Source organism: Bremerella cremea (assembly GCF_039541315.1).
Taxonomy (GTDB): Bacteria; Planctomycetota; Planctomycetia; order Pirellulales; family Pirellulaceae; genus Bremerella; species Bremerella cremea.
This window is the reverse complement of sequence record NZ_BAABFZ010000004.1, coordinates 211583-234137: the sequence shown is the minus strand read 5'-3', so window position 1 is coordinate 234137 and position 22555 is coordinate 211583. Positions and strand designations below refer to the sequence as shown.

Sequence of the window (22555 nt, the reverse complement as noted above, 5' to 3'; positions counted from 1 at the left end):
CTGTTTTGTCCGCGTAGAAAGAATCGAAGCAAGAGGGTGGGATGAACTATCGAACCCTTCTTGATGGTGTGGTTCGCAGGGAGCTGGATGCGTCCGACCTGGTTCGTCCCGACAAGGATGGCCTTCCCTCGACCCGACTAATATCGCGACAGTAACGAGCCGAAGAGAATCCACCCTTATGGACCCTGAATCGTCGAAAAAGAATGCAGCCCCGGTCAGTGGCTTCTCTGCCTTCCGTCGCGCGTTGCTTCGTGGACTGGCGATTGCCGCTCCGCCGCTGCTGACCTTCGTGATTTTTATCTGGATCTTTTCGACAGTCCAAAATTACATTCTGGCCCCGATCGAATCGACCGCTCGCACGACGATCGCCTGGAGCATCCAGGATGTCCACCGGGAACTTCCCAACGTCGCCCCGGAAGCGACCCGCGCCGAATACAAATCGATCATCTATCGTAAGACCGCCAATGGTCAGTGGGTCCCTGGCAAGATCTACGACTTCGTCTACGACAACCTGCGTGATCAACCGATGCCAGCCTCAGGCTATGGCATCTACGAACAGTATGTGCAGTATCGGTACCTGCAACGACGGTTCACGATTCCTCTGCTGCTGTGTGTCTGCTTGCTGGCACTCTATTTCACCGGAAAATTTATGGCAGCAGGCCTCGGTCGAATTCTATGGAATGCCTCGGAGCGACAGATCATGCATCGGCTCCCTATCATTCGAAATGTTTATGGTTCGGTGAAACAGGTCACCGACTTTTTGCTAAACGAACAAGAAATCCAATTCACCCGAGTGGTTGCCGTCGAGTATCCACGTAAGGGGATGTGGTCGCTCGGCTTTGTGACCAGCGAAAGCCTGCTCGATATCAAAGACAAAGCGGGCGAACCGGTCGTCACCATTCTGGTTCCAACCTCGCCGATGCCGGCTACTGGTTTTACCATTAACGCGAAGAAGAGCGAAACGATCGAATTGAACATTACGCTGGACCAGGCGTTCCAATTCATTGTCAGCTGTGGTGTGGTGGTTCCGTCCCATCAGCAGACTTCGGTGTCGCCGGTAGCAGGGCAAATTCAATCACGCTTGAAGCAGCGCGAAGAAGAGCCGCAAGGCGCTATGCCACACCAAGAAAATGGTTAAGAGTTGTTAGATTTTGATTGATCGAATCGTCACTTTTTTAAATCTTATCTCCGATTGGTTACCCCAACTCCCCCCTTGCGCAATTATTTTGTATGCTAATGAGTCGTTCAGACCATTAGCGACCCCATCGCTCTAGCGGCGCTGATTCAATTCAGAGAGCGAACGTCTGAACTCACCACCAGATTGGCAGCCTTCACCGGGACACCGTCCTGGCAACAAGGCGACCTCCATCTCATCCCGCCTTCGATTCATGGAACGAAATAGCACGTATGAATGGTGAGCCTCTTCGTATCGGCACGCGCAGCAGCCCGTTGGCTTTATGGCAAGCCAACTTCGTCGCCGAAGAACTAAAACGTAGCGGCCAGGCAGTCGAGATCGTCCATGTCTCGACCACCGGTGACGTGACATCCGGCCCGCTCGGCGACATCGGCGGACAAGGTCTCTTCACCAAAGAGATCCAGGCCGCTCTATACGACAAGCGCGTCGACATCGCCGTGCATAGCTTGAAAGATCTGCCTACCGAACCAACGCCTGGGCTTGCTCTGGCAGCGGTTCCGGTTCGTGAAGCTTGCGGAGACGTTCTTGTTTCGCGCGGCGGCTTTCATGTCGACACCTTGCCCCAGGGTGCCGTGATCGGCACGGGCAGTGTTCGTCGTCGTGCGCAGCTCTTGCATGCTCGTCCGGACCTCGATATCCGTGACATCCGTGGCAACGTGGAAACACGTTTGCGGAAGATGGACGAAGGCGAGTACGAAGCAATCGTGCTGGCGGAAGCAGGGCTGCGTCGTCTCGAAATGGCTGAACGTATCGTGCACGTCATCGACAAGCGCGTCATGCTGCCAGCCGTTGGCCAGGGCGCCTTGGGCATCGAAGTTCGCGAGACCGATCATCGTGCCAAGACAGCCGTCAGCGTGCTACATCATCCCGATAGCTTCCACTGCGTCCAAGCGGAACGCATTCTGCTGGCAGAGCTTCGTGGTGGCTGCCTTGCTCCGGTGGGTGCTTGGGCTCGCATTGAAGTCGAACGCGATCTGTTGCACCTGGATGGCATTGTCATCAGCGGCGACGGCGTGCAGAAGATCTCGGCCTATGCTTGCGGTCCACCAACGAAGGCGATCGAGATCGGTCGTCAGGTTGCATCGCAACTGATCATTCAAGGCGCTCAGCGAATCATCAGCTACGCCCGCTCGACCGGCGGCCGAGGCTAGTTCCGCAATCTTTGCCGATCGATGCCCGGCACCTTTTTCCGGTTGCCGGGCATTCGGCAAAATCTGCCTGCGTGCTGGCAGGTTCTGCTATCAGCGGATTAACTCTATACCGCTTAACGACTTCTCGCTTCTCGCGAATTTTCTTTTGAGTCGTTCCATCGTTTGGCACAACCATTGCCTTAGGAGAGAGCGTGTCCGGGGGGGCATGTTTTCGACGAACGATTCACGATGGTTTACGGCCTGTACATTTCGGCAGAGGGTGCTCAAGCCCAGTCGCGTCGCCTCGAGGTGATTGCGAATAACCTGGCGAACGTGAACACCCCAGGCTTCAAGAGTGAATTCGCGATCCTCGAAGCTCGCGATTCCGAAGCGATCAACGAATATCTCGACTCCCCTGGTTCCGGCTCAATCAACAACATTGGTGGTGGCGTGATGGTTCGCGAAACCAAGACCAGCTTCGAGCCTGGTCCGATCACCCCAACCGGCAACCGCGAAGACCTGGCCATCCGCGGCGATGGTTACTTCCAGGTTCAATATGGCGATCAGGTCTTGTTGACCCGCGGCGGTAACTTCCTGTTCACGCCTGATGGCAACCTGACCACGCAAGAAGGTTATCCCGTGCTGGGCATCGATGGCACCCCGATCCAAGTCGATCCGGAAGCCAAGGCAGTCCAGCCAGGCGAATACTTCAACGATCGCGGCGAAGTGATCATCGGCGGAGAAGCCATTCCGCTGGGTATCGCTCGCCCGCAGTCGAATGCCGACCTGGTGAAGTTCGGGAAGAACTTCTTCCGGTCGCTTGGTCCGGTGGATCAGATTCCGGAAGAAGAACGAAGTGCTGCCCCTGGCATGCTCGAACGTTCCGCCGCGAACCCGATCACCGAAATGATGGCGATGATCGAAACGACGCGAGCCTACGAGTCGAACGTCAACATGATCAAGACCCAAGACGAAGCCCTGGGCAACCTGCTCGGCCGAGTCTTGCGTCAATCGTAAATACTCCCCCCAGATTTGAAACACGTCAGTTCGAGGCGAACAAGGAAGTAAGCCATGAGCGTTCAAACCCTCTACACCGCAGCCACCGGCATGCAGTCGATGCAAACCAAGCTCGACGTCATCGCCAATAACCTGGCCAACGTGAACACCACAGGGTTCAAGAAAGACCGGGCCAACTTCGAAGACCTGTTCTACGATCACATCGTCCTACCCGGCGAACAGGACTCGACTGGTAACCTTACCCCAACCGGCACCTCGGTCGGTCTTGGTGTTCGCGTTTCCAGCGTTCAGACCGACTTCCAGCAAGGTGCTTTCACCACGACCGAGCGCGAGCTTGACTTGCTGGTCGAAGGAGAAGGCTTCTTTCAAGTGCTCGATCCAACCGGTGAAATTTATTACACCCGAGCCGGCAACTTCGCAATCAACTCCAACGGTCAGGTTGTTACCGGTTCCGCCGGGATTGGCCGCCCGATCGAACCTGCCCTGGTCATTCCGCAAGACGCCACCGCCGTTGCGATCAGCCCCGACGGCATCGTTTCGGTTCAGCAGCCAGGCTCGAGCACGCTGAACGAAGTGGGTCAGATCCAACTGGCAACCTTCATCAATCCAGAAGGTCTGCTGAAGATCGGGGAAAACCTGTACGCCGAGACCGGTTCTTCGAGTGCTCCGATTACCGGCAACCCACAAACCAACGGCCTCGGCCAGATTCGCAGCGGCATGCTGGAAGCCTCGAACGTCGAGCCTGTCCAAGAGTTGATCGACCTGATCACCACCCAGCGAGCGTTCGAGCTGAACTCGCAAACGATTCAAGCCGGCGATCAGATCCTGCAACTTATCTCGAACCTGCGTCGATAGGAAACAACTTCTAAGCCATGACGATTGCATCCTCAATTCGATTCATCCTCTGCCTGACCTTGTTGGTCGTCGTTGCCGCTCCGGCAATGGCCCAATCGGGCAAGGTGGTGCTGAACACGTCGGCCACGGTTGGCGGTCCGATCGTGCGATTGGGCGATGTCGCTTCGATCGAAGTCGCCGACGCCGCCATGCAAACGGAACTGCAGCAATTGGAACTAATGCCGGCCCCCAGCATCGACACGGCTGCTTACCTGACCATCAACGACATTCGCTCTATCCTGGCAGCTCGCGGCATCTCGTCCAGTGTGCTGGAAGTCACCGGATCGAATCGCGTTCGCATGCAGCGTGGATCGGTTACCGAAACCATCCAGCACGCCACCGTCGAACCGAAGCGAATCCCACGCCGCACTTTCCGCGGCCAGGTTCAACCAGAACCATCGTCGGAAATCATGACGGTCGCCCACGTCATTCGCAATGTTCGCCGTGGCGAAGTCCTTCGTCACGACGACGTCGAAATGCGAGACCTGAGCGTTGTCCGTCGCGAAGATTCGTATCCGACTGATTTGTCGAACGTCATCGGCAAAGAAGTCACTCGCGGCATCGCTGCCGATCGTCCGATCGCATCGGAAGACATTCGCGAGCCAGTCATCGTGCGTCGCAACGAAGTCGTCACCGTTTACGCCTACGCCGGCAACATTGTCGTTCGACGCGAAATGATGGCCCTTACCGATGCTGGCCTGGGCGAACTGATCGAAGTTCAGCCGATCGATCCCACCCTGTTCGGTCGTGCTCGCCAGGCCGAACGTTTCCAAGCTCAAGTCAAAGGCCCTGGCGAAGCGGTTGTGATGACCGGTCATGTGACCGTCCCAACCTCGAAGCCAATGATGCCTGTTCCCCAGTCGGAGATTCAACGATGAAATCCGCCCCAATCATCATTGCTTTGCTGCTGACCATTTCGGTCGGCAGCGTCGCATCGGCCCAGCAAAGTGGACCGATTTCGAGCTTGAGCCAACGCTCGCTCGAAGCTGCCTCGGCCGCCAGCGGCACGCCTTTTAACGACACCACCAAAAACATGAGCTGGTACTACCGCGAATTGCCACCACCTCGCCAGGTTCAAGTTCACGACCTGATTCATATCCGCGTCGACGAACGTTCGCAGGCCTTCTCCGACGGCGAAATCGATCGCAAGAAGAGTGGCCAGTACGCGGCTATTCTGACTGACTGGCTTCGCCTGGATGGGCTCGATTCGATCAAGCCAGCCGTGCAAGCCGATGGCGATCCACGAATCGTCGGCACGCTCAACCAGCGTCTGAAATCGCAGGCCGAAATGGAAACGACTGAAGGCCTCAAGTTCACGATCGCCGCCGAAGTTCAAGAGATCCTGCCGAACGGCACCTTGAAGCTGGAAGCCCGCAAGACAATCACCGTCAACGACGAAATCTGGATCTATCACCTGCGTGGCACCTGCCGCACGGAAGACATCAACCCAAGCAACACGGTCCTGAGTGAACACCTGGCTGATCTGACCATCACCAAGGAAGATCAGGGCTCGGTTCGCGACGCATATCGCCGCGGCTGGTTACTGAACCTGTGGGACAAAGTCCACTGGTTCTAAACCCTAATCCAACCGCACGCGAGGAAAACGCCATGAACAAAATCACGACTCACATGCTGACCCTGCTGATCGCCATCGCCCTGTTGTTTTCGGCAGGCCGTTCGGCTGAAGCTCAAGTCGCTCGCAGCCAGTACAGCTCGATCGATTCGCAGCGATTCCAGATCAACCGTCCTTTGTCCGACTTCGTGCGTGTCAAAGGTCAGGAAGGGAACTACCTGCAAGGCGTTGGCCTGGTGGTCGGTTTGAAGGGCACTGGCGACGCGAACTCGACGCCAACTCACGCTGCCCTCGCCCTGATGCTGAAACACATGGGCAGCAACTCGGGCAATGGTGTTGGTGGCGAATACACTCCGGAAGAACTGAAGAACGTCAAGAACACCGCCCTGGTGATCGTGCGAGCCAATGTGCCTGCCGAGGGTGCGGAAGAAGGCGACTTCATCGACTGCGAAGTGAGTGCGATCTCGGCCAAAAGCCTCGATGGTGGCACACTCGCCATCTCGACTCTGCAAGGCCCGAACCCACACGACAAGACGGTCTGGGCTTTGGCCAGCGGTGCAGTTCAGCTCTACCAAGACAAGATTCCAACTCGCGGTTACGTCCAGAAGGGTTGCCGTATCGAACGCACGATTCGCAATCCATTCGTCACCGCCGACGGCAAGGTGTTCCTGGTGATCAAAGAAGGCCACAAAGATTGGCGAATGGCCCAGGAAATCGTCTTCGGCGTGAACAATCTCGAACAGAACATCAGCCGTGGCAACAGTGGCCAGATCGCTCGAGCTTTGGATCAGAAGACAATCGAAGTCACGATCCCACCGCAATACAAGCAAGAGCCGGTCTTCTTTGTCTCGATTTTGATGGAGACGCCGATCGTCGACAGCCTGCTGAATAACAAAGTGGTGATCAACCGCTATCAGAACCTGATTGTGATCGGCAGCGATGTCGAAATCGGCCCGGTAGTGATCAACCACAACGGCATCAAGGTTGAAACGGCCAACCCGGAAGCATCGAAGTTTGTTTCGATCGACACTCAGAAGCAGTACGCGACTCGTCTGAAAGACCTGGAAGACGCCCTCACCGCTTTGAAAGTGCCGGCCGAAGACATCATCGACATCGTCGAAGCACTGCATCACCAGGGCAAAGTTTACGGCGAACTGATTTACATCAACTAGAGACTGCGACTAGCTCGAACCATCCTTCCCCAGGTTTTCCGATCCCATGAACGTCACCTCGCTTAATCCGACCAACTCGAATCAGGCCGCCGACGGTCAGCTTCGTGCGAAGTTCGATCAGTTCGTGGGCGAATCGATGTTCGGCCAAATGCTGAAGAGCATGCGGGAATCAACCGGCAAGCCAGCGTACTTCCATGGTGGCCGAGCCGAAGAAGTGTTCCAGTCGCAGCTCGATCAGTTGCTGGTCAGCGAGATCTCGGAAGCCAGTGCCGAACAGATCTCGGACCCAATGTTCGAGTTGTTCACCGCCAACATGAATGCGGGCCAGTCGTCCGCTGCCAACACTTCCACTGCCGAAGAAGCCCAAGAGGCGATCGGTCAACTGGAAGAACTGCAGCGTCGCAACCAGGCCCAGAGCAACGAGACCGATTCGGCCGCCATGTCGCGACTCGATCTGTCCATTTAGTTCCCACTACGTCCCACTCCGCAATCAGTGGTTTTTAGCTGTTATGACTGCCCCGATGACTACCACCGCCGAAATTCAAACGCCTCTGGCTATCGATCTCGAGCGGGAAACAGCCACGTTTCTGCAAGAGCTTTCTGACGTTCAGTCCGACCTGCTGAGTGTGCTGCACCTGAAACGGCAGCAGATGGTCGCGAATGACTTGGAAGCGATGCAACAAACGGCCGAGAGCGAACAGGCCCTCGTCGAGCGACTCGACAACCTGCGAGACTCGCGCAAGGTGCTGCTCGAAAACGCTCGTGGCAAAGGGTTGCCAGCAGATAGCTTGCATTCACTCGCCAAGGTCTTCACTGATGGCGAAAGTAGCGAGTTGGCGCAGAAGGCTCACAATGCGAAGGATGCGATGCGGCATATTCAGAACGAAACGCTGACCAACTTCGTGCTAGCCCAGCAAACCGTCTTACATCTTTCGCAATTGCTACAAATCATTGCGACGGGGGGAAAGATTAAACCGACATATGAAGCGGAGAATGCCTCGAATCAGGGTGGGACCCTGGTGGACCAGGATGCTTAGGCCGTGCTATCGCGGCTAGCCGAGCGAGGTAACAAGGATGTCTCTATTTAGCACCTTACAACAGACCAGCAATGCCCTGCAGGCAGCCCAGATCGGGTTGCAAGTCACCGGGAATAACATTGCCAACGTCAACACTCCGGATTACCTCCGGCAGCGTGTTATCTATACGCCTGCGCCGACGCAGGCCGTAGGTAATCTACGTCTGGGCCTTGGTGTTCAAGTCACCGCCATTGTCCAGCAGGTCGACCAGTTTCTGGAAGAACGCCTGCGTGGCTCGCGGAGCGATCTGGCCAAAGGCGAAGCGGAAGAAAACACCTACACACAGCTCGATGCCCTCATTGGCGAACTCAGCGATACCGACCTGAGTACCTCGATCAACAACTTCTTCGGCTCGATCAACGATATCCTCAACCAGCCCGAAGACTTGGGTGTGCGAAACCTGACGATCCTGCGCGGCGAGACCCTCGCCCAGGACATCACCCGTCTGTACGAGCGTGTGCAGAAGGTTCAGCAAGATACCGACGATCGCATTCGTAACGCCGCAACCGATATCAACGGCCTTCTGGCCGATATCGCCGATCTGAACGAAAAGATCACGAACATGGAAGGTGGCGTCACCAAGAGCGACGCCGTCGGTCTCCGCGATCAACGCCAACAGAAGCTGACTGCTCTTTCGGAACTGATCGGCGTCCGGGCCGTCGAACAGGAAAATGGCTCGGTTTCGGTGTTTGCCGGGGGCGAATACCTGGTGCTCGATGGCATTGCCCGCGAAGTCTACGCCGACGAAGAGACCGGCGACGGCAATAACTTCGTCGATGTCAAAATCAAAGACTTCGAGTCTCCTATTCAATCCGACACCGGCAAACTGGCAGGGCTGGTCAACTCGCGTGATCACATCCTGGGGAACTTCCTGAACCAGTTGGATACGTTTGCCAAGTCGTTTGCCTTCGAGTTCAACAAGGTTTTCAGCAGTGGTCAGGGTCTGACCGGTTACGACTCGATCGATGCCGAACACTTCGTCGATTCCGACTCGCTGACCGAACCACTCGATCAGGTCGGCTTGCCGTTCACGCCTGAGAACGGCTCGTTCCAGGTCAAGCTCCTGAATCGTCAGACCGGCGTGACCGAGACGCACGACATCTTCATTAAGCTGAATGGCACGAATGAAGATACGTCGCTGGAAGGCTTACGGTCGCAGCTCGACGCGATCGACGGCATCTCGGCTACGATCAGCCTGGAAGGGCAATTGCATATCGAAGCGGACCAACCCAACATCGAGTTCGCCTTTGCGAACGATACTAGCGGTGCCTTGGCAGCCCTGGGGATTGGTACTTTTTTCACTGGTAGTTCGGCCCTCGATCTGGGTGTGAGCGAACTGGTTAGCACCGATCCCTCGAAGTTCGCGGCGAGTAAATCGGGGATCGGAATCGATACTGACAACGCGGTTGAACTTGCGGCGTTCGCCGATCGTGCCCTCGATTCGATCAGTGGCACTTCGATTACGACTTTTTACAAAGACATGGTTGGGAGCGTGGCCCAATCGTCCGCTGTGACCACGGGGATCACGGAAGGTTTCCGCGTGTTCAAAGACACGCTGGAAGGGCAGAAGCTGGGCGTCAGTGGTGTGAACCTGGATGAAGAGGCGGTCCGCATGATCTCGTATCAGCGGGCCTTCCAGGCATCGTCGCGAATGATTGCCACGCTCGACGAACTGTTAGAGATTCTGGTCAACCTGTAAGGAGGGCCTTTTGTCGCGAGTCCTTGATACTGGGCGAACGCTCAGCCTCGCGGCCACGGAAATCGAACCATGACACGTATCATTCCAGTACCCACTGGGCGAACCAGCGACTACTTGTTGTCGGCGCGTCTGACGAATCAGATGACGTCCGATCAACTCGACCTGTTACGACTGCAAACGCAGTTAAGCACCGGTCGTCGCGTGCTTTCGTTGAGTGACGATGCCCCTGCCGCGATCCGGGGTGTCACGCTGCAATCGCTGCTGGAACAAAAGACCCAGATCCAAACCAACCTCATCACCAGCCAGTCTTACCTGGCCGCGACCGACGTGGCCTTGGCGAATGCTCAGAATACCTTGAACGACGTCAAAGGCCTGGCAGTGCGTCTGGCTGACACGACGTTCTCGGACACCGAGCTGGCCGCTGCCGGCGAACAAGTCGAGCGTGCCATCCAGCAGATGATGGACCTGGCGAATCAGCAGTTTCGTGGTCGGTATCTATTCTCAGGTTCGAACACCACGACGCGTCCTTACCAGACGCTGGAAAACGGCTTGATCCAGTATCTGGGCAATACGAACGGTCTGCAAAGCTTCGCCGACATTGACCTGCTGTTCGATACCACGGTAAACGGCGACGAAGCCTTCGGGGCGATCAGCCAGGAAGTCAAAGGGCTGACCGACTTGAACCCGGTTCTTTCTGGTTCGACCAAACTTTCCGATCTCAGGGCAGGGAAGGGGATCCAGAAGGGGAGCTTCCAGATCTCAGACGGGCTCTCGCCAGCCGTGACCATCGACATTTCCTCGGCCAACACGGTCGACGATGTGGTCCGCCTGATCGAAGCGAATCCTCCGGCCGGCCGAGAACTCAAGGTTCGAGTCACCGATACTGGGCTAACCGTCGACATCGACGACGCTGGCGGCGGCAACCTGACCATCCGCGAAGTGGGTGGCAGCCGCGTTGCCGCTCAATTAGGGATTCTGAAAACCGAAGGCAATCTGACCAACCCAATTGTCGGCAAGGACCTGAATCCGCGCATCACACTGACAACCAAGGTGGCCGAACTGTTGGGCACCAAGTCGAACGCCGTGATCGAGTACCCAGGCGACAACAACGACATTTTGATCAAAGCCAACAACAACGGCGAATCGCTCAATGGCACCAAGATTCAATTGGTCAACGACAACCTGCTGAAGGCAGGATCGGGCATTTTGCGTGGCAACGAAATTGTTACCAAGGGGTCGGAACTTCTTCGTCCTCAAGCCACGCTCGCACTTAGCGGGGCGGACAACAACCTGCTGCTGACCTCGAACCTGACCGATGGCAGCCTGGATGGTGTCGAGATTGTCATCGATGCCTCGAACGACATCGGCGACAACGCCGTGATCGGTCCCGTGACCGATGTGAATGGCGTGCCGACAATTACGATCCAAGTCGACGACAGCGACGAAACCACGCTGCAGTCGCTGGTGAACGCCATCGCCGCCGATGGTCGATTTGCCGTCGGTACACCGACTTCGAGCGGGGAAGGGTACGACCCTGCCAGCATTGTCGCCTCGTCGAACGATGGCGCCACCGCAGTCACCGGAGTCACCGCCCAAGCCGTAAAAGCCAGAGCCTCGCTTCCGCTGGTGGGTGGCAGCAACGACTTGACCTTGATCGCCAATCAAGCAGGCGACCTTTATAACAACGTCGAGATCGTCATTGATGCTTCGGGCGACATTGGCGACTCGGCCACGGCATCTTATTCTGACGACGGCACCACGCGTCGATTGACGATTCAGATCGACGACAGCAACGAAACGACGGTCCAGTCGATCATGAACGCCATCGCTGCCGAAGGAACGTTCTCGGTCACATACGACAACGACAATGGGGAATCATTCAATCCAGCTGCTGTGGTCAACACAGCCAGTGCCGGCACCATTGGTAATACCGGCAACACCGGGGGCGATACCAGCACGTACTTTGTTCAGGTCGCCTCAGGCACGACAACCAGTGCCGACTTGGCACGGGCCTTGAACGACGATGCCGTTTTCTCGGCAGACTTTTCCGCTTCGATCGACCCGAAAGATACAACCGCCGAGTTCCTTTCCGGGAGTGGTGCGGTCGATGTCTCCGTTCTCGGCGAAACTGACGGCGGTTCCGGCACGACGTTCGACGCGGACGCGGGTGTTCAAATTCAAAACGGCAACGAGACAACAACGCTGACGTTTGAAGATGTTGAAACGGTTGAAGACCTGCTGAATGTCTTCAATGGAGCTGGGATCGGTCTGGTCGCCGAGATCAATGCCGCCGGCGATGGCATCAACGTCCGCTCGAACGTAAGCGGCGGAGACTTTTCGATCGGAGAGAACGGTGGACAAACGGCCACCCAGCTTGGTCTCCGCAGCTTTACTTCGGACACGGTGCTTTCCGACCTGAACTTTGGCCGCGGCGTGAATGGCACCGATGGAACCGACCTGACCATCACCCGCAACGACGGTGTCGAGCTCGAGATCGACCTGGCAACGGCCAAGACGGTCGGTGATGTGCTGAACCTGATCAACAATCATCCGAAGAACCTGGATGGCGCGAACGCGATCGTCGCCCGTTTGTCGGAATTCGGCAACGGGATCGAAATCGTCGACGACAATCCCCCAGGCTTCAATCGCTTGACGATTTCGCAAGGGGTGCTCAGCCAGGCCGGTGTCGATCTGGGGCTGATCCCCCCCGGTGAAATCGAAACAACCGTTTCTGACTCGCCTGATGCCAGCCCAGCGACGGCAGTGATCAAGTTCGCCGAGCCAGAAGATGTCAACAACGCCTTCAAGCTGACAGCAAGCCAGCCAGGGACAACCTATAACAACGTTCAGGTCGAAATCGTGAACAACGTCGCCAGTGGCAACCAGGCCTTGGTTTCGTTTGACGCCGCCACCGGCAAGTTGACCATCGACGTCGATCCGACGTTGACTTCGGCGAATACGGTCATTGCCGCGATTCAGGCGGAAGGCACCTTCAACGCCGAACTGTACTCGACCGAAGACGCCACGAACTCTGGCACCGGCTTAATCACCCAGACAGGCGTTCTGGCCAGCACGACGGGCGGTTTGCCGGTCGCAGATGCCGAGCCGGCGACCGCCGACATCTCGTTTGCCTCTCCCAACCATCTCAACAGCTCGTTCTCGGTTTCGGCCAAGACGCCTGGTACCCGGATGAATGGCGTGACGGTCGTGCTCGACGACAGTCTTTCGGGCGGAACCCCAAGTGCACTGTACAACTCGGCCACCAAGACGCTAACCGTCAAAATCGAGGCAGGCGTGACGACTGCCAACCAGGTGATCGCCGCGATCGACCAGGAAGGAACTTTCGACGCCTACGTCAATCGCACCACCGACACCACCAACGACGGCTCAGGCATTATTCAATCAGGCGGGACGGTCGGAACCACCTCGGGTGGCACCGCGGAAGTCCTTTCGGGCCGAAATGTGAACCCGATGGAGACCAAAGGGATCTTTAATTCGCTGCTGCGGCTGAAAGAGGCGATCGAAAACAAAGACGTCCTGGAAGTCTCGCGTGTGGCAGGGCTGCTGGAAGAAGACCTTCAGCGGCTGAGCTTCACACGTGGCGAACTGGGTGCCCGGGACCAGCATGTCGACGTGCTGAAAGCACGCGGCGAAGATGAAATTCTGGAGCTGAAGAGCACGCTGTCACTCGAAATCGACGTCGATATCGTGCAAGCGATTACCGAGATGACCGCGAAGCAGGCCTCGTTCCAGGCTTCGCTACAAGCCGCCGGCCAGCTTTACCAATTCAGTTTGCTTGATTTTATCTGATCCGACTTTGACGATTTTGTGGATTCTGCCAAACGAAGAGTCGATAAAGAGAACGGGGCGATTCCACGCTCTTAACCAGACAGCCGCCAAGACCGTGCAAGGACGCAATGGGCCATGGAGATCCAAACCACTCGCTTCGGCAAGCTCAACATTCACGATGACGAAGTTATCGTGTTCTCGGCTGGATTGATCGGATTCGACAATCACACCAAATGGGCGATTTTGGCGGACGAACGAAACGAATCGGTAGGCTGGCTCCAGTCGCTGGAAGACCCCAGCCTGGCGTTCGCGGTGGTTAGCCCGCGTCGCTATATTCCGTCTTACAAGGTGCGAATCAGCCCTGAACAGGCGACTTCTTTGAAGATTGACGCCGGAATGGAGACCTTCGTGCTGGTGATCGTCAGCCGCGAAGAGGACTTCGTGACGGTGAACCTGCGTGCTCCATTGCTGATCAATCTTTCCCTTCAATTGGGCCGTCAGGTCATTACGACCGACGAACAGCCTCTGCGGCATGTCATTGCGACTGAAACAATCCCTCTGCGTCGCAGTGCTTGAACATCCGGACTTGCCGTCAGAACAGTATCCGCGGATCGAAAACTGAATCCGTCTCTCTAGGTGTCCGATACTCAACACGTCGAGTCATAGCAATGCACTGCTATCATTGCTGGCGAGCGACTGCTCAAGACAGTCATTCGGGGCTGGACGGAATCTTAAAAGCACCAAATGCCCTATACCCTGATTGAAATAAAAGTAGGAAGGAGCCAGAGATGCTGGTACTCTCGAGGCACCGTGACGAAAGCATCATGATCGGCGACAACATTGTCATCACGATTGTGGACATTCGTGGAGACAAAGTTCGCTTGGGCATTGCCGCCCCTCAAGACATTCCCGTCCATCGACAGGAAGTCTATGAAGCGATCAAACGCGAAAACATGCAGGCCTCTGGCATGCAGCCGGAAGATACGGCCATGATGAAGAAGGGTCGCAAATAGTCGCGATCCGCTACAAGGAGGTCGAACTTCCTGAATTCTGCCAGGCGGCCTCCTGGTATCATCCCGCCAAACTCGGTTCCTACGGCATTATCCCACCTAACGCCGTTGGCACATTCGGCAATCCGCACGCCGATCGAAGCCAGGAACCGTAATGTTTGCGATCGGTTCCAATCCGCTTTGCCTGCGGACAATGCGCAGGGTCGGCGATACTCTTTCCAACGAGATTCTCTCGGTAAAACGCGGCGTTTTCTTGCTTAACGAACGCGTGAAAACAGCTCGAAAAGCTGCCTTCTGACGTCTTACTCCATCGATCGGATACGGTTTATCCATGTGCGGTCGTGCGGACTGTACGCACCGTGATGAATAGACAAGGCAAACAACTTCGGCGAAGTGATACCCCCATGAAAAAGCAATGCTTTATCTCAAGGTACTGTCAAAGTGTGACGATCTTCCCATTTAGATGTTTCGGATTCCTCGCACAAGCTGCGCTGACCACGTAGCTAGCTCGGTTCTTAAGCATTAAGCGGGGCAGGCCTAGAAACGGCTACGAACTTCGTACGACCCAAAGCGTGGCCAAACTCGAGATTGACAATCGTTCGTTCCCAAAATTTCGGGGCTGCGTTTTGCAGCCGCACCAGCTGAGTCACGACTCCCCGTCTCGGTTGGAACCAAACGTAGTCCTCAACTAGGAGGGGTGTCTCACAATGACCCGAATCAATACTAACGTCAGCTCACTTGTTGCCCAGAATACCTTGGCGCGGTCGAATAACGACTTGCAAACCGCACTGGGTCGACTGAGCACCGGTCTGCGGATTAACCGCGGTAAAGACGATCCAGCAGGTTTGATCGCCAGTGAAGCTCTGCGAAGCGACATCATCAGTGTGGAAAAGGCGATCACGAACAGTGAACGTGCCAACCAGCTGATTGCTACCGCCGACAGTGCTCTGGGCCAGGTCAGCCAGCTGTTGAACGACATCCGTGGTTTGACTTCTGAAGCCGCAAATACGGGTGCTTTGAGCGAAGACCAGATCGCAGCTAACCAGTTGCAGATCGACTCGTCGCTGGAAGCCATCGACCGTATCGCTCAGATCACTTCCTTCCAGGGCAAGCGTCTGTTGGACGGTAACCTGGATTTCATCACCGACAACGTCGACAACTCGGCGATTGAAGGTCTGCGTATCGATCAAGCCAACTTTGGTTCGTTCAGTGCGATCGGCGTCGAGGTCAACGTCGTCAAGCAAGCGACCCGTGGTCAGCTCAACTACAACTTCGGTGCCATCGCTGAAGATCTCGTGCTGCAAATTGGCGGCGGCAACGGTACGGAAGCATTCAACTTCGCCAAGGGTTCGACCATCGAAGAAGTCGCTTCGGCCGTCAACCTGGTCTCGGACGCTACCGGCGTGGAAGCTGTTGTCGAAACGGCTGCTACCAAGGGTACCATCGTCGCTTCGAGCTTCGGCGAGAACAACGACGTCCTGCTCACCGCTAACGATGCTGGCTTCGATGCTGGCGACGTCCGCGTGAAGTACGTCAAGGGCACCAGCTCGACCACCAGTGCAACCTACACCGAAGCTGTCGGTGACGATCCAGCCAAGATCGAAGTTGCTCTGGGTGTTCGTGACTACGAAGCCGCAACCGTCACCGTCGACGACGCCGGTACGGACAACGACTTCACCATCACGGCCAACATCAAGGGTGCTGACTTCAACGGTATCCAGGTTATCTTCGCGAACGACGGTGCCGCTGGTGCGGAAACGGTCGACTTCGACGAAGACGCTGGTACGCTGACGATCCACAAGGCAGCTACCTCGACCGCTGCTCAGCTGGTCACCGCCATCAACAACACCGCCGTCAACGATCAGGTCTCGGAACTGTTCACCGCAGCTCTGGTCGAAACGACCGGTGGTACGGGTGCGGGTGTGGTTGCCTCGGCTGGTGCTGCTGGCACCTTCGCAGGTGGTGTTGACGGTGGCGACGTGATCGCAACCGCCAACGACGTTGTCACGGCCATCAACAATGCCACTGGCAATGACAAAGTCACCGCTTCGCTTGAAGCTGGCAACAACGGCTACGGTGTCGTTTCGGAATTCAGCGACTTCGCTTACTCGGGCGTTGCTGAACAGAACAACCGTCTGCAGTTCCTGGCACCTGGTGAAGCTCCGAACATTCGCTTCGTCTCGAACCCAGGCACCGGCCTGAGCATCGACACGACCACCGACCCACGCGTCGAAGGTCTGTCGTCGGCTACGCTGCAGAGCGACGATGCCAACGCATCGTTCACTGTCTCGGCTAAGCTGAAGGGCAGCGAATACGATGACTACACCATCTCGTTTGTCGACGATACCGACCTGGCTGGTAACGGCGACGAATACGTGGTCCTCGACAAAGAAAACAAGACCCTGAAGTTGTACATCAACGATGGTACTTCGACGGCTCAGGACGTTGTGGATGCACTCAACAACGACACCTACGCCAGCGATTACTTCGGTGCCGACAACTTCGGTTCCAGCACCGGTGCCGGTGTGGTCACGATCGCCAACTTTGAAGCATCGGTCGACACGACGGGCGGTGTTGTCTCGGAAGGCACGCTGATCGTCAACCTGGAAACGGACGAAAACGGTATCATCAAGACCACGGCGGACGACCTGATCGCCTTCTTCGATGATCCTAGCCAGTTCATCAGCGACTCGACCGAAGCGACCAACACGCTGAACTACCTGACTGATCGTGGCATCAGCGTTACCAACTCTGGCGGTAGCGATGGGTCGGGCGTTCTGGCTGTTTCGACCGAAGACATCACGTTTGGCACCAGCGGTACCGAACTGGAAGACGCTCAGGCTGCTGGCACGACCTTCTCGGTCAATGGCCAGACCGCACAGCTCAGCTTCACCGCAATCAACGGTGGCGAAGAGTTCGACAATGTCAAGGTGCAGTTCGTCGCCGATGGTACGGTCACCGCCGGTACGGATGAACGTGCCGAATACGATGCCGCCAACAAGACGCTGACCTTCTTCATCGATGAAGGTGCAACGACGGCTCAGAACATCGCCGACATCTTCAACTCGGCCGACCCTAACTACGACGCAGACATCGCCGGCTTGTTTACCGGTGCTATTGTCTCGGGTGGTGGTGGTGTGGTCACCGTTGATGACACGGCTACCCTGACCGGTGGTGTGGTTGATAACGGCAGCACCGACGGTGCCGCTCTGCAAGGCAACTCGGACCTGGAAAACACGGGCCTCACCTTCCGTGCTACCCGCTTCGGTTCGGACAGCTTTGTCAGCGTGAAGGCTCTCAGCGGTACGTTCAACCTGACCGACGTCGATGGCAACGCCACCGATCGTTCGGAAGGCCAGGACGTCAACGTCCGTATCAACGGTATCCAGGCAATCGGCGACGGTTTGAAGGCCTCGATCAACACCTCTTCGCTCGACTTGAGCTTCTCGGTGAATTCGGGTGTCTCGGACAGCTCGACCTACAACTTCCAGATCTCTGGTGGTGGTGCGTTGTTCCAACTCGGTCCAGACGTGGTCAGCAACCAGCAGGCTCGCCTCGGTATTCAGAGCGTCAGCACGGCGACTCTGGGTGGCGTCAGCGGCCGCTTGTTCGAGCTGCGTTCCGGTGGCAACAAGAGCCTGACTGCCGACGTTGGTGGTGCAGCCAAGATCGTTGACGAAACGATCTCGGTCATCACGCAGCTTCGCGGTCGACTGGGTGCCTTCCAGAAGACGACTCTGGAATCGAATATCTACACCTTGAACGACACGCTGGCTAATCTGACCGAAGCAGAAAGCTCGATCCGTGACGCGGACTTCGCCGCGGAATCGGCCAAGCTGACTCGCTCGCAGATTCTGGTCCAGTCGGGTACCTCGGTGTTGGGTATCGCCAACCAGAACCCGCAAAATGTTCTGAGTCTCCTCCGATAACGGGGACCTCGGGCTATAGTTTAGAAGTAGAAGACGCCCGGCCCCCAAAGGCCGGGCGTTTTTACGTTCACCCCTAAGCAGCCGACGATTTTACCTAACCGGAAAATTCCTCCAGTCGCTGTCGTTTCGTGGTCGATAACACGAATACGCGCGGACGCCCTGTGCAGTCCTATTGCGTGAGCTTCGGCTCACCCATCACAGTGAAGTTTCATGGTTGGCATTCAGGCAACAAACGGTCTCATTACCGGCATTCCGATTACGGAAACGGTGAAACAATTAATCGAGGTCGAAGCCCAACCGCGAGATCTGCTGGTTTCGCGAACCGAATTGATCAACGACGAAGCGAGCGCCATCGCGGAACTCACCGCTTCGGTTCTGAGCTTCCAGTTCACTGCGAAAAAGTTTCAAGCTAGCTCTCTATTCAATACCACCAAGGCGACCAGTGCGAACACGACGTTCTTGTCGACCACGGTTACCGGTACCCCCAAAGCTGGCAACTACCAATTCACTCCGATTCGAACGGCCCAGTCGCAGCAGCTTTTAAGCTCCGGCGTCGCCTCGCTGACGCAAGCGTTGACGCCTGGTAAGTTCGAAATCAGCCACGGACCGAAACTCGACGATGGCGTTTCCCTCGACGCTTTGAACGGCGGCCAGGGGGTTCAGCGCGGCAAGATCCGCATCACCGACCGCAGTGGTTCGAGTGCCGCGATTGACCTGAGCTATGCGCAGACGATCGACGACGTTTTGGATGCCATCAATAGCAACGACGATATCCAGGTCACCGCTTCGGTCGATGGCGACCGCATCAAGCTGACCGACACTTCGGGTCAGACGACGTCGAATCTGATTGTCCAAGGGGTTGGCAGCGGAAGCACGGCTACCGACCTTGGCCTGGCGGGCATCAATACGGCCTCCGATTCGGCGACTGGTAACGACATCCTGCGTCTGCACACCAACACGCAGCTTTCGCAGCTCAACGACGGAAACGGCATCAGCAGCAATCGCAACGGAGCCGACTTGTCCGTCGCGTTGAAGGATGGCACCACCCTCGAAATCGATCTTGGCAGTGCCGCCGCACCGGAAGATTTCGCCACCACCTCGCTAACACCTAGCGATGCCCGGCTCAATTTCACTTCCGTTCTCAGCGGTAGCGAATACGACGGCGTGCAGATCATCTTTGAAGACAACGCCTCGGTCACCAAGGGCAACGAGAGCGTCGTCTTCGATGGCTCCGGCAAGACGCTGACCTTCCAGATCGACTCCGGCAAGACGACCGCGTCCGACATCATCACTGCCTTGGCCAACGATCCAACCGCCAGCCAATACTTCACCGCCAATACGGTGAACAGCGGTACCGGCAGTGGCATCATCGATCCTGCCAAAGATGGCGTGACCACATCGGCCACCACCGCCAATGCGACCGCGACGACGACCTCAGTCGATCCGAACGCCGCGATCACGCTGACCGCTGCGACCGCAGGGGGCGACTACGACGACGTGACGATCGTCTTCGTGGATGACGCTGGCGTGACGGCTGGTTCGGAAACGGTGGTCTACGACGACTCCGATCCAGGCAACAAGACGCTGACGATTCACATCGACGCCGGCAACAGCACCGGCACGAATGTGATCGACGCGATCAACAACGACCCGACCGCCAGTGCGTTGTTCTCGGCCTCGAATGGCTCTGGCAGCGACGGAAGCGGCCTGGTCGATGTCACCGACACCGGTGTCACCGCCGGCGGGGTGCAGCAGTCCTCGGCTACCACTTCCAACGACTCCGCCAATGGCCAGGTCAACCTGACCGCCAAAGTGAAAGGGGCCGACTACGACGGCTATACCTTGAGCTACGTTGCCGACGGAGCCGTGACTCAGGGCAGCGAAGTCGTTGAGTTCGACCAGGAAGCCAAGACCATCACGGTCCGCATCGCGGAAGGTGCCACGACCGCTCAAGATGTCGTGGCCGCCTTGAACGGCAACACTTCGGTGGCTGCCTACTTCACCGCCGGCAAACCGGCCAGTGCCACCGGCGACCGGATCGTCAACGCGACCGCCACCGGCACCACGACGAAAGGGGCTGCTTCCGAAGAGTCGGAACCTCAGACGTTGGGGGAATTGATCGACGCAATCAACGCTGCGGATCCTTCCAAGCTACGGGCTCAACTAAGTGCCGATGGCGATCACATTGAGCTGCTCGATCTCAGTACCGATAACGGCGGCACCTTCTCGGTCAGTAGCATCAACGACAGCTCGACTGCCGAAGACCTAGGCCTGACCGGTTCGGCATCGGGAAGTACCATCACCAGTCGTCGCCTGCAAGCTGGCCTGAAGACAACGCTGCTCACCTCGCTGGGTGGGGGCAATGGCCTGGGAACGCTCGGCTCCATTTCGATCACCGACCGTAGCGGAGCTTCGGCCAGTGTCGATCTCTCAGGCGCGGAAACGGTGGAAGACATCCTGGAACTGATCAATGGTTCTGGCCTCGCGGTCGAGGCAACGCTGAACCCGGCTGGCAACGGGATCTCGATCACCGATAACAGTGGTGCGTTCGCCAGTAACTTCGTCATCCAAAGTGCCGACGCAACCAATACGGCTGACCTACTGGGGATCGAACACGATTCGTCGGAGCTGACAACCAACTCGGGCAGCCTGCACCGTCAGTTCGTCAACGAGAACACGAAGCTCGACGACCTTAAGGGTGGCAGCGGCATCGAACGAGGCAAGTTCCTGGTGAAAAACAGCACCGGCAACACGCGTTTGTTCGACCTGACCAATACCGAAGACATCCAAACGATCGGCGACGTGATCGACCTGATCAACTCGGAACTGACGCTCAACGTTGAGGCTCGCATCAACGACAATGGCGACGGGATCGTGCTGATCGACAAGTCGACCGGGTCTGGCAAACTGACGGTTACCGAAGGTGGTTCGACCAAGACCGCCGAAGGGCTCGGCTTGCTGGGGACTGGCGTCGAGAAAGAGATCGACGGCGTCAATCGCTACGTGCTGGAAGGCTCGGAAGTCACGACCATTGAGATCGAGACGGGCGACACGTTGGAAGACTTGATCGATAAGATCAACGACGCCGACGTCGGGATCTCGGCCACCTCCCTGAACACTGGCAGTGGCTCGACTCCGTATCGCTTGTCGCTGGTGAGTACCCAATCTGGTGAGAAGGGACGTGTAATCCTCGATTCGAGCGATTCACAGTTCTCGTTCGAGGAGATCGTCGAAGCCCAGGACGCACTGCTGCTGTTCGGTTCGACGAGCAACGCTTCGGCCGGGATTCTGACCTCTTCCAGCTCAAACCGCTTTACCGGCGTGCTGGACGGAGTCACGCTGACCGTCAACCAGGCCAGTACTACCGCTGTGAACGTGAACGTGGCGGTCTCGGACGAACCGCTAGTGAAGGCGGCTCAAGAATTCGTCGATCAATACAACGCCCTCCGTTCCAAGCTCGACGAGCATACGTTCTTCAACGAATCGGACAACAGCACCGGCGTGCTTTTCGGTTCGAATGAAGCGCTCCGTATCGATACCGAACTGGGCAACCTGATTACCTCCCGCTTCGCCGGTCTCGGTAAATTCCAGTCGCTAGAACAACTCGGCTTCGAGTTCAACGACACCGGCAAGCTGAGTTTTAACTCCACGAAGCTCAAATCGGCATTCGAACAAGATCCTGACGCGGTCGAGAACTTCTTCCTGAAGGAAACGACTGGCTTTGCGAAGAAGGTATTCGATCTGACTGAAACCTTCGCAGGTGCTGGGCGTTCGCTGCTGGTGAGTCGTGCTCAAACGCTGCAAGCGCGAGCCGACGTCAACACCGATCGCATTAAGGCGATGACCGAGCGACTGGAACGTCGCTCGAAGCAATTGCTCGAGCAGTTCTATAACCTCGAAACCACAATTGGCAAGCTGCAAAGCAACTTAACTGCCATCAACGGCATCTCTTATATCTCGCCTGACGGAACGTAAAAACCGCACCCCTAGGTGATTCGCTGCACGTTCACGCACGCGTCGGTCGATAACAGGCGTAGACCCGCTAGTCTTTCATTGCCCAAGCCCAGAAGT

The 22555-nt window shown here is 56.8% G+C and carries 15 protein-coding genes; all 15 read left to right on the top strand.

Features of this window, described 5'->3' with window-relative positions; all coding sequences use genetic code 11:
- The first annotated feature begins 178 nt into the window (after positions 1-178).
- The 15 genes from ABD890_RS15655 (at position 179) to fliD (ending at position 22459) form a co-directional block, all read left to right on the top strand.
- On the top strand, positions 179-1138 hold the full coding sequence (locus ABD890_RS15655; protein WP_345091531.1) for a DUF502 domain-containing protein: 960 nt from the start codon (positions 179-181) through the stop codon (positions 1136-1138).
- A 269-nt stretch (positions 1139-1407) separates the two neighbouring features.
- Positions 1408-2346 carry a hydroxymethylbilane synthase gene (gene hemC, locus ABD890_RS15650; protein WP_345091529.1) on the top strand — a complete coding sequence of 313 codons (939 nt, stop codon included), beginning with the start codon at positions 1408-1410 and terminating at the stop codon, positions 2344-2346.
- 228 nt (positions 2347-2574) lie between these two features.
- Positions 2575-3342, top strand: coding sequence for a flagellar hook-basal body protein (locus tag ABD890_RS15645; RefSeq protein ID WP_345091526.1), 768 nt, complete (start codon positions 2575-2577; stop codon positions 3340-3342).
- A gap of 54 nt (positions 3343-3396) precedes the next feature.
- Entirely contained in the window at positions 3397-4197 is an 801-nt protein-coding gene (gene flgG, locus ABD890_RS15640) for a flagellar basal-body rod protein FlgG (RefSeq protein ID WP_345091523.1), read from the top strand.
- Positions 4198-4214: 17 nt separating this feature from the next.
- A complete protein-coding gene (flgA, locus tag ABD890_RS15635; protein WP_345091519.1) occupies positions 4215-5114 on the top strand; it encodes a flagellar basal body P-ring formation chaperone FlgA in 900 nt (299 codons plus the stop codon).
- Positions 5111-5812, top strand: coding sequence for a flagellar basal body L-ring protein FlgH (locus ABD890_RS15630; protein ID WP_345091516.1), 702 nt, complete (start codon positions 5111-5113; stop codon positions 5810-5812). Before flgA ends, ABD890_RS15630 begins: the two co-directional genes overlap by 4 nt.
- Before the next feature lie 32 nt (positions 5813-5844).
- Positions 5845-6981: a flagellar basal body P-ring protein FlgI gene (locus ABD890_RS15625; protein ID WP_345091513.1), complete on the top strand. Its 1137-nt coding sequence runs from the start codon at positions 5845-5847 to the stop codon at positions 6979-6981.
- Positions 6982-7027: 46 nt separating this feature from the next.
- Entirely contained in the window at positions 7028-7447 is a 420-nt protein-coding gene (locus ABD890_RS15620; protein WP_345091509.1) for a rod-binding protein, read from the top strand.
- Between the two features lie 55 nt (positions 7448-7502).
- Positions 7503-8018: a flagellar export chaperone FlgN gene (gene flgN, locus ABD890_RS15615; RefSeq protein WP_345091506.1), complete on the top strand. Its 516-nt coding sequence runs from the start codon at positions 7503-7505 to the stop codon at positions 8016-8018.
- 37 nt (positions 8019-8055) lie between these two features.
- Positions 8056-9756, top strand: coding sequence for a flagellar hook-associated protein FlgK (gene flgK, locus ABD890_RS15610; RefSeq protein WP_345091503.1), 1701 nt, complete (start codon positions 8056-8058; stop codon positions 9754-9756).
- A 69-nt stretch (positions 9757-9825) separates the two neighbouring features.
- Positions 9826-13566, top strand: coding sequence for a flagellin N-terminal helical domain-containing protein (locus ABD890_RS15605; RefSeq protein WP_345091500.1), 3741 nt, complete (start codon positions 9826-9828; stop codon positions 13564-13566).
- 114 nt (positions 13567-13680) lie between these two features.
- On the top strand, positions 13681-14121 hold the full coding sequence (gene fliW, locus ABD890_RS15600) for a flagellar assembly protein FliW (RefSeq protein WP_345091497.1): 441 nt from the start codon (positions 13681-13683) through the stop codon (positions 14119-14121).
- A 212-nt stretch (positions 14122-14333) separates the two neighbouring features.
- On the top strand, positions 14334-14558 hold the full coding sequence (csrA, locus tag ABD890_RS15595; protein WP_105354695.1) for a carbon storage regulator CsrA: 225 nt from the start codon (positions 14334-14336) through the stop codon (positions 14556-14558).
- 704 nt (positions 14559-15262) lie between these two features.
- Positions 15263-18484, top strand: coding sequence for a flagellin N-terminal helical domain-containing protein (locus ABD890_RS15590; RefSeq protein WP_345091489.1), 3222 nt, complete (start codon positions 15263-15265; stop codon positions 18482-18484).
- A gap of 210 nt (positions 18485-18694) precedes the next feature.
- Positions 18695-22459 carry a flagellar filament capping protein FliD gene (gene fliD, locus ABD890_RS15585; protein WP_345091486.1) on the top strand — a complete coding sequence of 1255 codons (3765 nt, stop codon included), beginning with the start codon at positions 18695-18697 and terminating at the stop codon, positions 22457-22459.
- Positions 22460-22555: the final 96 nt, after the last annotated feature.

Coding starts and splice junctions, on each gene's coding strand:
- ABD890_RS15655 (WP_345091531.1), top strand. CDS start 179: ATGGACCCTGAATCGTCGAAAAAGAATGCAGCCCCGGTCAGTGGCTTC.
- hemC (WP_345091529.1), top strand. CDS start 1,408: ATGAATGGTGAGCCTCTTCGTATCGGCACGCGCAGCAGCCCGTTGGCT.
- ABD890_RS15645 (WP_345091526.1), top strand. CDS start 2,575: ATGGTTTACGGCCTGTACATTTCGGCAGAGGGTGCTCAAGCCCAGTCG.
- flgG (WP_345091523.1), top strand. CDS start 3,397: ATGAGCGTTCAAACCCTCTACACCGCAGCCACCGGCATGCAGTCGATG.
- flgA (WP_345091519.1), top strand. CDS start 4,215: ATGACGATTGCATCCTCAATTCGATTCATCCTCTGCCTGACCTTGTTG.
- ABD890_RS15630 (WP_345091516.1), top strand. CDS start 5,111: ATGAAATCCGCCCCAATCATCATTGCTTTGCTGCTGACCATTTCGGTC.
- ABD890_RS15625 (WP_345091513.1), top strand. CDS start 5,845: ATGAACAAAATCACGACTCACATGCTGACCCTGCTGATCGCCATCGCC.
- ABD890_RS15620 (WP_345091509.1), top strand. CDS start 7,028: ATGAACGTCACCTCGCTTAATCCGACCAACTCGAATCAGGCCGCCGAC.
- flgN (WP_345091506.1), top strand. CDS start 7,503: ATGACTACCACCGCCGAAATTCAAACGCCTCTGGCTATCGATCTCGAG.
- flgK (WP_345091503.1), top strand. CDS start 8,056: ATGTCTCTATTTAGCACCTTACAACAGACCAGCAATGCCCTGCAGGCA.
- ABD890_RS15605 (WP_345091500.1), top strand. CDS start 9,826: ATGACACGTATCATTCCAGTACCCACTGGGCGAACCAGCGACTACTTG.
- fliW (WP_345091497.1), top strand. CDS start 13,681: ATGGAGATCCAAACCACTCGCTTCGGCAAGCTCAACATTCACGATGAC.
- csrA (WP_105354695.1), top strand. CDS start 14,334: ATGCTGGTACTCTCGAGGCACCGTGACGAAAGCATCATGATCGGCGAC.
- ABD890_RS15590 (WP_345091489.1), top strand. CDS start 15,263: ATGACCCGAATCAATACTAACGTCAGCTCACTTGTTGCCCAGAATACC.
- fliD (WP_345091486.1), top strand. CDS start 18,695: ATGGTTGGCATTCAGGCAACAAACGGTCTCATTACCGGCATTCCGATT.